We start from the raw sequence: 13,294 nt of genomic DNA, 5'->3' as shown, positions 1-13,294 counted from the left end.
CACTGACAGCCGACGGAGATCCGGGGCGGTTTCTGGCCAGGGCCCTAAGCCACGCCCACCGCCCGCAGCACCCCCGCCGTCACCGCCGCCCCCAGCACCACCACCGCGAACGGCGCCCGCCTCCAGGCCAGCACCGCCCCCACCAGCACCCCGGCCGGGCGCGCCCAGCCGGCGAAGCCCCCGGCCTCGGTCAGTGCCCCGGTGGCCAGCAGGGCGACGAGCAGGACGACGGCCCCCGCGGACAACAGCTCCTGCATCCGGGCGGGCAGCTCGACCCGTCCGTGCAGCGCCGGCCCGACCAGCCGGAAGGCGTACGTGCCCACCGCCAGTGCCAGGATCATCGCGACCGTCGCGTTCATCGGGCGGCCTCCGTACGGCGGTACAGCAGGAGCCCGGCGAGCGCGAGCAGCACCGGGACCCCGGCCGGCAGGACGGGTGTGGCCGCCAGGGCGAGGAGCGCGCCGAGGGCCGCCGGGCGGCGCAGCCGGGCGTCCTCGCGCAGGGCGGGGAGGACCAGGGCGACGAGTACGGCGGGGAAGGCGGCGTCGAGGCCGTACGTGGCCGTGTCGCCGAGCGCGGTCCCGGCGAGCGCGCCGGTGACGACGCCCGCGTTCCACACGGCGAACAGGCCGATGCCGGAGATCCAGAAGGCGGCCCGGCGGCGTGCCGGGTCCGACTGGGCGAGGGCGAAGGCGACCGTCTCGTCGGTCACCAGATGGGCGCCGAGCAGGCGGGTCGCGCGGCCGGGGCCGAGGAGGTCGGCGACCGCGAGGCTGAATGCGGCCGTACGGGTGTTGAGGAGCAGGCCGGTGGCCACCGCGGCGAGCGGCCCGCCCCCGGCGAGCAGCACCCCGACGGCGCTGAACTGGGCGGAGCCCGCGTACACCACCAGGGACATCACGACGGGCACCCAGACGGGCAGTCCGCCGGCCACGGAGATCGCCCCGAAGGAGAGGCCGATCACCCCGGACGCCACCCAGACGAGTGAGCTGTCGCGGACAAGTGGACCAATGCGGCCATCGGAGGGTGGGACTGCGCGAGGTGTTCGTTGAGGCGAACGCATGTTTTCTACAATGAACAGAATGGCCCCTGTTCGTCAAGGCGAACGAACGTACCGATGGAGCGAACGACATGTCCGACGCCGCGCCCCCGCCCTCCCGCCTGCCCCTGGACTGGATCGCCGCCTCCCTGCGGCGTGAGCGCACCCGTGCCGGGCTCTCCCTGACCGAGCTGGCCAAACGGGCCGGCATCGCGAAGTCCACGCTCTCGCAACTGGAGGCGGCGAGCGGCAATCCGAGCATGGAGACGATCTGGGCGCTGGGCGTGGCGCTGGGCGTGCCGTTCAGCGCGCTGGTCGAGCCGCCGGCGCCCGCCCTACGGGTGATCCGGGCGGGGGAGGGGCCGACGGTCGCCTCGGAGCAGGCGCCGTACGTGGCGACGCTGCTGTCGGCGAGTCCGCCGGGCGCCCGCCGGGACATCTACCACCTGCGGGCCGAGCCGGGCGCCGCCCGGGTGTCGGAGCCACACATTCCCGGCACGGTCGAGCATCTGATCGTGAGCACGGGAAGGGTGAAGGCGGGGCCGGTCGGAGAAAGCGTCGAACTGGAGCCGGGGGACTATCTGACCTATCGGGGTGACATCCCCCATGCGTACGAGGCGCTGGTGCCGGGGACGACCTTCGTGCTCGTGATGCAGCACGTGTGAAGCGGCACGTGTGAAGCGGCACGTGTGAATTTCCGGCGAACGAAAGAAGAACAAAGGCAGGAGCCCCGGCCGGATGGCGCGGGGCTCCTTGGGTACTGCTTTCAGACTGCGATCACAGGGGGGAGATCGTCACACGGGGGTGACGTTCTCCGCCTGCGGACCCTTCGGGCCCTGCGTCACATCGAAGGAGACCTGCTGGTTCTCCTCGAGGGAACGGAAACCCGTGGCGTTGATCGCGGAGTAGTGGACGAAGACGTCGGGGCCGCCGCCTTCCTGGGCGATGAAGCCAAAGCCCTTTTCGGCGTTGAACCACTTCACGGTTCCGGTAGCCATAAGCCCTCCTTGGGCTCAAAGGGTTGCCCTGCTCCAGAACCTGCAAGTGTGAAAGCAGTGCCGCACAATGCATACGTCTGAAAATGTCAAGAGCCCGCGGTTACATGCTCCGCAGGCTCTGTACTGCAAGGGAAACCAAACTGCAACTTGCGGCGAGCCTAGCACGCGGGCAGCCGAAAGCAATAGAGGTCAAGATCACGTCACCCGGACGTTTGAACATCCGGTGAAGGGGTTGACCCGGGGGGTCGGAGTTCGAAGGGTACTCCACCGGGTCTAGTCTCGCGATGTGGACAATTCTCGCACCCGGCCGCGCGTAGGCCACATCCAGTTCCTGAACTGCCTGCCCCTGTACTGGGGGCTCGCGAGAACGGGCACGCTCCTCGACTTCGAGCTCACCAAGGACACCCCGGAGAAGCTCAGCGAGCAGCTGGTGCAGGGAGACCTCGACATCGGGCCCATCACCCTGGTCGAGTTCCTCAGGAACGCCGACGACCTGGTCGCCTTCCCCGACATCGCGGTCGGCTGCGACGGCCCGGTCATGTCCTGCGTGATCGTCTCGCAGGCCCCCCTGGAGGAGCTGGACGGCGCCCGCGTCGCCCTCGGCTCCACCTCGCGCACCTCCGTACGCCTGGCCCAGCTGCTGCTGGCGGACCGTTTCGGCGTCCGGCCCGAGTACTACACCTGCCCGCCGGACCTCAGCCTGATGATGCAGGAGGCGGAGGCGGCCGTCCTCATCGGCGACGCGGCGCTGCGGGCCAACCTGCTCGACGGGCCGCGCTACGGGCTCCAGGTGCACGACCTGGGCACGCTCTGGAAGGAGTGGACCGGGCTGCCGTTCGTGTTCGCCGTCTGGGCGGCCCGCCGGGACTACCTGGAACGACGGCCGGACATCACCCGCGAGGTCCACCAGGCCTTCCTCGCCTCCCGCAACCTCTCCCTGGACGAGGTCGGCAAGGTCGCCGAGCAGGCGGCCCGCTGGGAGGCGTTCGACGAGCGGGTGCTGGAGCAGTACTTCACGACTCTGGACTTCCGCTTCGGCGCACCGCAGCTGAGCGCGGTCGCGGAGTTCGCCCGCCGGGTCGGCCCGACGACGGGCTTCCCGGCGGACGTGAAGGTGGAACTGCTGCGGCCCTGAGCGGGCGGGGGCGGTGTCGCTACTCGATGGCGAAGGCCTCCACCGTCTTCAGCACCTTCAGTTGCTGTCCGTTCGTGCTCTCGCCGCCGATCGCGTAGACGCAGGTCCGGTGCAGACCTTTGGGGCAGGGGGCGGTCGCGGCGGCCAGGTTGGTGCGGGGGGTGGGCAGCGGGGGCAGCGTCGACCACACGTTCACCGCGGGGTGGTAGGCCTCCGTCGCGCCCACCGGAGTGCCGGCGACGGTGCCGCCCACCCCGTACACACAGCCCTGCTTCCGGTCGGCGGGGCACGGGGCGGCCGCCGCCGCGAGCCCCTTGCGGGCGGTGGGCAGGACGGGCAGGGTCGCCCACACGTTGGCGGTGGGGATGTAGGCGACCGCCTGGCTCTGCGCCGTGGGCGATCCGTCCAGCGCGTACACGCAGGTTTCCGGGTGGTCGGTGACGACGGAGGGGCAGGGCGCGGCCGCCGCGGCCGCCCCGCTGCGGCCGGTCGGCAGGTCGGCCAGCTCCTCCCACTTGTTCTTGGCCGGGTTGTAGGCCTCGACCGAGTCCAGCACGTTGGTGCCGTTGGAGGTGCCGCCGATCGCGTACACACAGGTGTCCGAGTCCTTGTGACCCGAGATCCCCTTCGGGCAGGGGGCGGACGCGCCGGCGAGCTCTCTGCGCGCGGTCTCCATCGGCGTAACGGGCGTCCAGGTGTTGGTGGCGGGGTTGTAGGCCTCGACCGTCTCCAGCGTGTTGGTGCCGTTGGAGGTGCCGCCGTATGCGTACACGCAGATTCTGTTGTGCTTCTCGTTGTTGTTGCCGCCGTTGTTCCCGTTTCCGTTGCCGTTGTTGTGTTCGCCGCCACTGCCAGGGCAGGGGGCGGTCGCGGCTGCCAGGTCGCGGCGGGGGGTGCCGAGCGATGCCACGGTGATCCAGGTGTTGGTGGCGGGGTTGTAGGCCTCGACCGAGTCCAGCACGTTGGTGCCGTTGGAGGTGCCGCCGATCGCGTACACACAGGTGTCCGAGTCCTTGTGACCGGAGAAGCCGGAGGGGCACGGCGCGGTCGCCGCCGCCAGGTGGGAACGGGCGGTGCCCAGTGGCTTCACCGTCAGCCAGGCCCCCTGCGCGTCCGCGAGCGTGGGTGTCAGGGCGAACAAGGGGGTCAGTACGGCGACGGCGAGCCGACGTCTGCCCGAACGCCCGGGTGGGGCGGGCCTTCTCAAGATCTTCACTGTTGCTCTGTCCTTCCGTACCGGCGACTGTCCGTCAGGATCAGTGCCAGCATTGCCCCGGGGGTTTTCAGAGCACGGCGATGAATCGCTTATACGACCTAATGCTTATGTGTACGGGGAGAGGGGAACGTCATGCAGCCGCTGGGAGCCGACGAACCCACCGCCGTCGGGCCCTACCGGCTGCTCGGCCGGCTCGGCGCCGGCGGGATGGGCCGTGTCTATCTGGGCCGCAGCGCCGGTGGCCGCACGGTCGCCGTGAAGATCGTGCACCCGCACCTCGCGCTCGACGAGGAGTTCCGTGCCCGCTTCCGGCGCGAGGTCGAGGCCGCGAGGCGGGTCGGCGGCGCGTGGACCGCGCCGGTGCTGGACGCGGACCCGGAGGCGGCCGTGCCCTGGGTGGCGACGGCGTACGCGGCCGGACCGTCGCTGGCCGCCGCCGTCGCCTCCGCCGAGGGGCCGCTGCCCGAGCACACCGTACGGGTGCTCGGGGCCGGGCTCGCGGAGGCGCTGGCGGCCGTGCACGAGCTGGGCCTGGTGCACCGGGACGTGAAGCCGTCCAACGTGCTGCTCACCGTCGACGGCCCGCTGCTCATCGACTTCGGCATCGCCCGCGCGACGGACGGCACGGCCTCGCTCACCTCGACCGGCGTCTCCGTCGGCTCGCCCGGCTACATGGCCCCCGAGCAGATCCTCGGCAAGGGCGTGTCCGGCGCGGCCGACGTCTTCTCCCTCGGCGCGGTGCTGGCGTACGCGGCGACCGGCGAACCCCCCTTCCCCGGCGACTCGTCGGCCGCGCTGCTCTACAAGGTCGTGCACGAGGAGCCGGCGCTCGGGGACCTGGCTGCGGGCGAGCTGCGGGACGTGGTCGAGGCCTGCCTGGCCAAGGACCCGTCGGCGCGACCGGCCCCCGGCGAGGTGGCCCGGCGGCTCGCTCCGGAGGGGGCGGCGCGGCTGGTGGCGGGCGGGTGGCTGCCGGGTGCGCTGGTCGAACAGGTCGGGCGGAGCGCCGTACAGCTGCTGAATCTGGAGGCCGCGGGGGCCGACGTCGTCGCGTCCGGGCCGGTCGGGTTCAGCAGCGCGTCGGTGGGGGCGGGGGCGCCCGTGACCGTGGGGGAGTTCGGGCCGCCGCCGGTGATGGACGCGAGCCCCGCGACGCCGGTGGACCTGCCCGCGCCACGGGACGCCCGGCCGGAAACCGGTGGTGGCGGTGCCGTTGCCGCCGCCGAGCGTCCCGGGAACGTGTCCGCCGAGCGTCCCGGGAAGGTGTCCGTCACCGTGTCGGCCGCCGCGGCGCCGGGGGAGGGCGGGCGCGGACGGCGGCTGAGCTGCACCGTCGCGCTGGCGGTCGCGGGGGCGCTGGCCGCGGTGACGGTCGGTTCGGTCTTCGTGTTCGACCTCCTGCCGGCCGACGGCGGCGACACGAACTCCGACACGGCGAGCGGCGCCCACTCCTCGGTTCCGACGGCCGCGTCCAGCCCCGTCGACGGCGAGGCGCCCACCGCACTGCCCGCGCGGTACGTCGGCACCTGGGAGGGCGAGGGCAGCGGTCTGGGCGGCACGCTCCCCATGGGCACCTTCCGGGTGACCCTCAAGCGGGCCGACGTCGGGGAAAAGCTCGGCGAGTTGCGCCAGACCGATCTGCTCGGCGGGGTCTGCGTCGACGCGCTGACGCTGAAGAAGGTGACGGAGAAGGAGGTCGTCGCCGACTCGGTGGGGGCCGAGAACAACCACGCCGGCTGCAATCCGGAGCCCCACACGATCCGGTTCACCCCGACCGGCGACGACCTGACGTACACGTCGGACAGCAGCGCGGAAGGCAATCCGACGGCGCGCATGTCCAAGGTACGGTAGGGGCGTTTCGATGATGACCACACCGCCCAGCGACCTCACGGTGACCGCCTTCGCCGCCCTGTGGGGCGTGCTGACGGGCGCACTGCTGCCGAGGGCCGCCTACCGCTTCTCCGTGCCGTCGGAGGAGGCGGACGCCGGCTGGCGCGCCGCGTGCCCGGCCGGGCATCCGGTACGGGGATGGCTGGGGGCGGCGCGATGCGGGCCGTGTGCTCGCTCGTCTCCGCCCCTGCCGGCACCCCCTCCGGCGACCGCGGACGCCGGTCGGCTCTCAACGGTGCCCCCGACCCCCTCGTACGCTCCCGGCGCGCTGCTCCTTCCCGCCGTCACCGCCGTCGTCTGTGCCGCGCTCGGCGCGGCCACCGGGCTCCGGCCCGAGCTGGGCGTCTGGCTGTTGCTCGCGCCGGTCGGGGTGCTGCTGGCCGTCGTCGACCTGCGGGTGCAGCGGCTGCCCGACCCGCTCACCCTCCCCCTCGCGGCCGCCGCCCTCGCCCTCCTCGGCCCGGTCGCGCTATTGCCCGAGCACGCCGGGAGCTGGACGGCGGCCCTGCTGGGCGCGCTGGTCCTCGGCGCCGCCCATCTGGTGCTGCACCTGATCAACCCGGCCGGCCTCGCCTTCGGTGACGTCAAGCTGGCCCTCGGGACGGGCGCCGTCCTCGGCTGGTACGGCTGGCCGACCGTCATGCTGGGCACGTTCGCCGCGTTCCTGCTGGGCGCGCTGTACGGCGGCGCGCTCGTCGTCGCGGGCCGCGCCGGGCGCCGGACGGCGATCGCGTTCGGGCCGTTCATGCTCGCGGGGGCCTTCGTCGGGTTGCTGATCGGCGCGTACTCGGCCTGAGGTGAGGTGCGCGGACGGGCTGGCGTAGGCTGATTCGGTCCGCCCACCCGTCTCCCACCACCACCCTTGTTTCGAAGGCGCTTGGCGCCCTGTTCCTATTAACCCTTGACGAAAGGGACGCTCCCGGTGACCGAGAAGGCCGACCTTCAGTCCGTCCTCGACCGCGCCGCCGCCGGTGGGCGGATCACCCCGCAGGAGGCGCTCGACCTCTACCGCGACGCGCCCCTGCACGCGCTGGGCGCCGCCGCCGACGCCGTACGCCGCCGTAAGTACGCCGGGACCGAGCACATCGCGACGTACATCATCGAGCGGAACATCAACTACACGAACGTGTGCGTCACGGCGTGCAAGTTCTGCGCCTTCTACGCGGCCCCCAAGGACAAGGCCAAGGGCTGGACCCGCGACCTCGACGACATCCTGCGCCGCTGCGCCGAGACCGTCGAACTCGGCGGCACCCAGATCATGTTCCAGGGCGGGCACCACCCGGACTACGGCGTCGAGTACTACGAGAAGCACTTCGCCGCGATCAAGGAGGCGTTCCCGCAGCTGGTGATCCACTCGCTGGGGGCGTCCGAGGTCGAGCACATGGCGCGGATCTCCGGCGTCTCCGTCGAGGAGGCCATCACCCGGATCCACGCGGCCGGCCTGGACTCCTTCGCGGGCGCCGGGGCGGAGTTGCTCCCCGAGCGCCCCCGCAAGGCGATCGCGCCCCTCAAGGAGTCCGGCGAGCGCTGGCTGGAGATCATGGAAGCAGCGCACAAGCTGGGCGTCGAGTCCACCTCCACCATGCTCATGGGCACCGGCGAGACCAACGCCGAGCGCATCGAGCACCTGCGCATGATCCGCGACGTACAGGACCGGACGGGCGGCTTCCGCGCCTTCATCCCGTACACCTACCAGCCCGAGAACAACCACCTGAAGGGGCGCACGCAGGCCACGCTCTTCGAGTACCTGCGGATGATCGCCATCGCCCGGCTGTTCATGGACAACATCCAGCACATCCAGGGCTCTTGGCTGACCACCGGCAAGGAGGTCGGCCAACTCTCCCTGCACTACGGCGCGGACGACCTCGGCTCGATCATGCTGGAGGAGAACGTCGTCTCCTCGGCCGGCGCCAAGCACCGCTCCAACCGCCTCGAGATCATCGACCTGATCCGCAAGGCGGGCCGTGTGCCCGCCCAGCGCTCGACCACGTACGAGCACCTCGTCGTCCACGACGACCCGGCGAACGACCCCGTCGACGAGCGGGTCATGTCCCACATCTCGTCCACCGCGATCGAGGGCGGCACGGCCCACCCCGAGCTGAAGCTCCTCACCTCCAACTAGGGCCGCGTTGCTGACGATTCACGCCGATTCCCAGGGGCGGGCGCTCGCCGTCGACGGCGCGTGGATCGCCGCGGCGGGCGCGTTGGAGGAGCTGGTCGCCGAGTGTCCACGGGCGCGCGTGCGCCGGTGGCCCGGCATCCTCACCCCCGGACTGGTCAACCCGCACGGCACGGAGCTGCTGGAGGAGGCGTACCACCCCGATCCGCGCGAGGCCGACGAACTCGGTACCGAACCGCTGACCGGGGACGCGCTCGCGGCTCTGGCCATGGACGACGCCCGCTGGGGCGCCAGCGCCCGGCGCGGGGTGCAGCGCATGCTGGCGAACGGCACGATCGCGGCCGCCTGCGAGGAACTCCGCAACCGCGCCGTACGGGACGCCGTGCACCGCTCCGGCCTGGCGGTCGTCGGCCGGATCGGGCGCCCCGCCGGTGTGCCCTCCCTGGACCCGTACGCCTGCGGCCTGCCGGTGGAGTTCGCACCCCCGAGGGAGCGGGGCTCCGCCGCCCGGTTCGCCGTTTTCGACGTCCCGGACGAGGCCGGCCTCGCCGACTGCGGGGCGGCGACCTGCGTGGCGACGGTGGTCGGGGGGCGCTTGGTGTACCGGCGGCGCTGAGCCGCCTCTCAGGGGCGCGGGGAACTGCGCGACCAGCCCCCACGGACCCGCACTCGGCACAGAACCGAACCCCCCGAGCCCTACCCCGAGAACGCCTCCGCGAACGCCCCCGAACTCTGCTCCACCCCACTGCAGTTGGTCAGCGCGTCGTCCGTGTCCGTCCCGTCCTCACACTGCTGGTCCCGGAACGTCGCCCACATCGACACCCACGCGATCCCCTTCTCCTCGGCGAACGTCCGCACCTCGGCCGCGTCGGCCAAGGAGAACGTCTCGTTGTCGACGTCGTTCGTCCCGAGCATCGAGGTCAGCGCCATCGCCTTCCACGCGGTCTCGTCCGATGTGCCGAACACGTCCCGCAGCTGAGCCTGCGCGGCCTTCGCCGAGGTGATCGCGTACGAGCCCATGTCCCCGGTGTACGACTCGCCGTAGTTCATCGTCATGAGATTGACCGTGGAGACCTGGACGTCGTACTTGTTCGCGGAGTTCAGCAGGGCGATGCTGTCGTCGTCCAGGCCGGACGGCATCACCGGGAGCGTGAAGGAGACCTCCAGGTCGGACCGCTCCTCCTGGAGCAGCGCGATCGCCTTCGAGCGCAGGGCCACCGAGTCGGAGTCGGTCAGCTCGTCGCCCTCGATGTCGAAGTCGGCCTGGGTGGAGCCGGCCGCGTCGAGCGCCTCGCCGTACGCCTTCGCCAACGCCGACGCGCTGTCACAGGTCGACGCCAGCTCCTTGCCGGAGGCCCCGCCGAACGAGACGCGGACGGTGGCCCCCGAGTCCGTCAGCGCCGAGATCCGGGACGCGACCGTCGAGTCGTCGACGGCGTTCGCCCCGTTCCACTCCGGCGTACAGCTGCTGCCGTCGGAGATGACGAAGGCCAGGTTGTACGTCGTCGGCGAGCCCGCGGAGTCGTTGTCGGAGGCCTCCGTCGCGCTGACGTACGGGGCGTAGGCGGTACCGGAGGAGTCCGCCTCCGAAGCCGTGGCGGAGGGGGACGCCGAGCTCTGTTCGGGTGGCTCGGGCGCCGCGTCCGTGGTCCCGTCGGACCCAGCGGAGCACCCCGCCGTGGCCAGGGCAAACAGGCAACTGAGCCCGGCCATCGGCTTCAGGAAACTCCTCATTGCGCATGCACCAGCTCTCGTGATTTGTGTCTCAGGGGAAAATAGGAGTACGTATTCCAAGTGAAAATGTCTCACATGATGACGCACAAATTTTGAACAGTGAACGTACAGGAACGTCACGGACACGCCACTGCAAAAACGGACAATCACCCCCTCAAGAGGGGCATTCAACCCTCCCTCATTCGGAGCCGTCCGCGCAGGATTTCTGGGAAACTCTCAGGGAAGAGACAGGTTAAGGAGTTTCTCATGGGACTCTCACAAGGATTTCCGGGTTCCTGACACATAAAGACTCCCTAATATCCGGGGAATGCATTCCGAGTCTTCCGAGCCTGCCGTCGATAGTCATGACGCCGTTCGCGGTCGCCGTCGCAAACGCGGCGGCAACGCCGCCGACGGTCCCGTGTTCGTGGACAACTCCGGACGCAGGTCCAAGCTGCTGCGCCGTGTCGGCATCCTTCTCGGCGTGGGCTGCTTCGCCTACGCGGTCGTCCTCGGCGCCGCCTTCATGGGCTGGGGCACGTCCCTGACGCCGTCCTCGCTGCTGCCGTTCGGCGGTGGCGGCCAGAACCGTCAGGGACCCGGGGGCGGCATCCGCCCCAACGGAGGCATCGGCTACGAGGTCGGCGCGCCGGGCGGCGCGGCCCCCTCCGCGCTGCCCACCGGCACGGCCTCCCCGTCCGCCTCCGCCTCCGCCAACTGACGGGACCGCCACCACCGCCATGACCACGACGATTCCCTCCCGCGGGCGCCGCCGCGCCCCCACCCGCATGAAGCGGGCGGCGGGCAAGGCCGCGGCGCTGCAGAAACCGCGTGTCATCCTCGCCCTGCTGCTCCTGCTCGCGCTGACCAGCGTGATGCTGCTCGACGGCTATCTGCGCGCCGAGGTCGGCGGCGACCAGCGCGTACGCACCGGCGCCAGCTCCAGCAAGGTCCCCGACGACGTCCTCGACGGCGGCCCGATCCTCACCTTCCGGGGCGGCCAGGCGACGACTGTCTCCGTCCCGGACAAGACGATCGCGCTGACCTTCGACGACGGCCCGAACCCGACCTGGACGCCCAAGGTCCTCGAGATCCTCGAGGAGTACGACGTACCCGGCACGTTCTTCGTCGTGGGCTCGATGGTCTCCCGCTACCCGAGCATCGTGAAGGACATGGTCGACGACGGGAACGAGGTGGGCATCCACACCTTCACCCACGTCGACCTCTCGTACCAGAGCGACGCCCGCGTCGACCGGGAGATGGAGCAGACCCAGCTCGCGCTCGCCGGCGCGGCCGGCATCACCACCACGCTCTTCCGTGCCCCGTACTCCTCCGAGACGGATGCCATCGACAACTACAGCTGGCCCGTCTACCAGGAGCTCGGCGAGGACGGCTACACCAGTGTCTTCGTCGACACCGACAGCGACGACTGGAAGAAGCCGGGCGTCTCGAAGATCATCAAGTGGGCCACGCCGGACGACGGCGAGGGTGCCTCGGTGCTCTTCCACGACGCGGGCGGCGAGCGGTCGCAGACCATCAAGGCGCTGCCGACGTACATCAAGAAGATGAAGGCGAAGGGGTACACCTTCACCACCATCAGCGGTGTGCTGCAGGAGCAGAACGCCGGGCAGAGCGCGGGCGCGGCGAACGCGAGCGGGCAGCAGGCTTCCGGTTCCGGCGCGGGGGCCGCGGCGGGACAGCAGGCCGGCCAGCAGCCCGGTGGCGTGCCGAACGGCGAGGGCACCGGGTACGGCAACGCGGGTAACGGGAACGCCGGGAACGGCAACGCCGGCACCGGCACGAGCGCCGCGCGCAACCCCCTCCAGGCCGCCCACCGCGAGGCCTCCGGAGTGACCCTCTACGAGGGCAAGGCGCTCATCGCGGCGGTCGCGCTGGCCGAGTGGACGGTCCCGGCGCTGTCGGTGGGGCTGATGGTCGTGGGCGTGGCGGTCATGGGCCGCTTCGGGATGATGCTCATCCTCGCCCGCCGCCACTACCGCCTGCGCAACAAGCGCCGCTTCAGCTGGGGGCCGACGGTCACCCGCCCGGTGAGCGTGATCGTCCCGGCGTACAACGAGAAGGAGTGCATCGCCAACACGCTGGAGTCACTGGCGCAGAGCACCCATCCGATCGAGGTCATCGTGGTCGACGACGGCTCGACCGACGGCACCTCCGAGATCGCGCGCGCCGCCGCCGACAAGCTCGGCATGTACAACGTCCGGGTCATCCGGCAGGAGAACGCGGGCAAGCCCGCCGCGCTCAACAACGGTGTCCGCAACGCCAGTTACGACATCGTCATCATGATGGACGGCGACACCGTCTTCGAGCCGGACGCCGTGCACCAGCTGGTGCAGCCCTTCGCGGACCCGAAGGTCGGCGCCGTCGCCGGCAACGCCAAGGTCGGCAACCGCAACACCGTCATCGGCGCCTGGCAGCACATCGAGTACGTGATGGGCTTCAACCTCGACCGCCGTATGTACGACCTGCTGCGCTGCATGCCGACCATCCCCGGCGCGATCGGCGCGTTCCGCCGCGACGCCGTGCTGGAGGTCGGCGGCATGAGCGAGGACACCCTCGCCGAGGACACCGACATCACCATCGCCATGCACCGCGCGGGCTGGCAGGTCGTCTACCAGGAGCACGCCAAGGCCTGGACGGAGGCGCCGGGCTCCCTGAAGCAGCTGTGGTCCCAGCGCTACCGCTGGTCCTACGGCACCATGCAGGCGCTGTGGAAGCACCGCAAGTCCCTTACGGACAAGGGCCCTTCGGGCCGCTTCGGCCGCGTCGGCATGCCTCTGGTGGTCCTCTTCCAGATCATCACGCCGGTCTTCGCCCCGCTGATCGACGTGTTCACCGTCTACTCGATGATCTTCGTCGACTTCCAGGCGGCCCTGCTGGCCTGGTTCGCCGTCCTCGGCGTGCAGCTGGGCTGCGCGGCGTACGCGTTCCGCCTGGACCGCGAGAAGTACCGCTATCTCCTGATGATGCCGCTCCAGCAACTGGCCTACCGCCAGATGATGTACCTCGTCCTCATCCACTCCTGCATCACCGCCCTCACCGGCGGCCGCCTCCGCTGGCAAAAACTGAAGCGGACCGGAGAGGTCGGGACTCCGGCGGGGGTGAGCTGAATGGGATCGCACCGACGGGGCGGATCCGTGCGCACGGTTGCTGCCGCTGACGGGGC

13 protein-coding genes are annotated in these 13,294 nt (G+C 70.9%); 8 read left to right on the top strand and 5 right to left on the bottom strand.

The window, feature by feature from the left end; all coding sequences use genetic code 11:
* Positions 1-44 precede the first annotated feature (44 nt).
* The gene (locus ACIRF9_RS43675) at positions 45-359 is read right to left on the bottom strand and encodes an AzlD domain-containing protein (RefSeq protein ID WP_403834530.1); all 315 of its coding nucleotides are present in this window, start codon (positions 357-359) and stop codon (positions 45-47) included.
* Entirely contained in the window at positions 356-1,063 is a 708-nt protein-coding gene (locus tag ACIRF9_RS43670) for an AzlC family ABC transporter permease (protein ID WP_403834528.1), read from the bottom strand. The genes ACIRF9_RS43675 and ACIRF9_RS43670 overlap by 4 nt, the downstream gene beginning before the upstream one ends.
* Before the next feature lie 68 nt (positions 1,064-1,131).
* On the opposite strand from ACIRF9_RS43670, the gene ACIRF9_RS43665 reads away from it, so the two are divergent.
* On the top strand, positions 1,132-1,704 hold the full coding sequence (locus tag ACIRF9_RS43665; protein ID WP_403834526.1) for a helix-turn-helix domain-containing protein: 573 nt from the start codon (positions 1,132-1,134) through the stop codon (positions 1,702-1,704).
* A 129-nt stretch (positions 1,705-1,833) separates the two neighbouring features.
* Here the strand turns inward: ACIRF9_RS43665 and ACIRF9_RS43660 are convergent, their stop codons facing one another.
* Positions 1,834-2,037 (bottom strand): cold-shock protein, encoded by a 204-nt coding sequence (locus ACIRF9_RS43660; protein ID WP_004984723.1) that lies wholly within the window; start codon positions 2,035-2,037, stop codon positions 1,834-1,836.
* A 286-nt stretch (positions 2,038-2,323) separates the two neighbouring features.
* Here ACIRF9_RS43660 and ACIRF9_RS43655 point away from each other — a divergent pair, with 286 nt between their 5' ends.
* Positions 2,324-3,172, top strand: coding sequence for a menaquinone biosynthetic enzyme MqnA/MqnD family protein (locus tag ACIRF9_RS43655; RefSeq protein WP_403834523.1), 849 nt, complete (start codon positions 2,324-2,326; stop codon positions 3,170-3,172).
* A 19-nt stretch (positions 3,173-3,191) separates the two neighbouring features.
* Here ACIRF9_RS43655 and ACIRF9_RS43650 read toward each other — a convergent pair whose 3' ends face one another.
* Positions 3,192-4,379: a Kelch repeat-containing protein gene (locus ACIRF9_RS43650; protein WP_403834521.1), complete on the bottom strand. Its 1,188-nt coding sequence runs from the start codon at positions 4,377-4,379 to the stop codon at positions 3,192-3,194.
* A gap of 141 nt (positions 4,380-4,520) precedes the next feature.
* Here ACIRF9_RS43650 and ACIRF9_RS43645 point away from each other — a divergent pair, with 141 nt between their 5' ends.
* The 4 genes from ACIRF9_RS43645 (at position 4,521) to ACIRF9_RS43630 (ending at position 9,013) form a co-directional block, all read left to right on the top strand.
* Positions 4,521-6,239: a serine/threonine-protein kinase gene (locus tag ACIRF9_RS43645; RefSeq protein ID WP_403834518.1), complete on the top strand. Its 1,719-nt coding sequence runs from the start codon at positions 4,521-4,523 to the stop codon at positions 6,237-6,239.
* A 13-nt stretch (positions 6,240-6,252) separates the two neighbouring features.
* Positions 6,253-7,074, top strand: coding sequence for a prepilin peptidase (locus ACIRF9_RS43640; protein ID WP_403834608.1), 822 nt, complete (start codon positions 6,253-6,255; stop codon positions 7,072-7,074).
* 126 nt (positions 7,075-7,200) lie between these two features.
* Positions 7,201-8,400 carry a cyclic dehypoxanthinyl futalosine synthase gene (mqnC, locus tag ACIRF9_RS43635; RefSeq protein WP_403834515.1) on the top strand — a complete coding sequence of 400 codons (1,200 nt, stop codon included), beginning with the start codon at positions 7,201-7,203 and terminating at the stop codon, positions 8,398-8,400.
* 7 nt (positions 8,401-8,407) lie between these two features.
* On the top strand, positions 8,408-9,013 hold the full coding sequence (locus ACIRF9_RS43630) for a hypothetical protein (RefSeq protein WP_403834513.1): 606 nt from the start codon (positions 8,408-8,410) through the stop codon (positions 9,011-9,013).
* 80 nt (positions 9,014-9,093) lie between these two features.
* On the opposite strand, the gene ACIRF9_RS43625 is transcribed toward ACIRF9_RS43630, so the two are convergent.
* A complete protein-coding gene (locus ACIRF9_RS43625) occupies positions 9,094-10,131 on the bottom strand; it encodes a chitinase (protein WP_403834510.1) in 1,038 nt (345 codons plus the stop codon).
* Positions 10,132-10,438: 307 nt separating this feature from the next.
* Between ACIRF9_RS43625 and ACIRF9_RS43620 the strand changes: the two genes are divergently transcribed.
* Both ACIRF9_RS43620 and ACIRF9_RS43615 read left to right on the top strand, forming a co-directional pair.
* On the top strand, positions 10,439-10,831 hold the full coding sequence (locus tag ACIRF9_RS43620) for a hypothetical protein (RefSeq protein ID WP_403834507.1): 393 nt from the start codon (positions 10,439-10,441) through the stop codon (positions 10,829-10,831).
* A 19-nt stretch (positions 10,832-10,850) separates the two neighbouring features.
* Entirely contained in the window at positions 10,851-13,238 is a 2,388-nt protein-coding gene (locus ACIRF9_RS43615; RefSeq protein WP_403834505.1) for a bifunctional polysaccharide deacetylase/glycosyltransferase family 2 protein, read from the top strand.
* Positions 13,239-13,294 lie beyond the last annotated feature (56 nt).

The sequence above is a fragment of the Streptomyces sp. NPDC096132 genome, assembly GCF_044763345.1.
In the GTDB taxonomy this organism is placed as follows: Bacteria; Actinomycetota; Actinomycetes; order Streptomycetales; family Streptomycetaceae; genus Streptomyces.
This window is presented reverse-complemented; position numbering and strand designations above follow the sequence as displayed.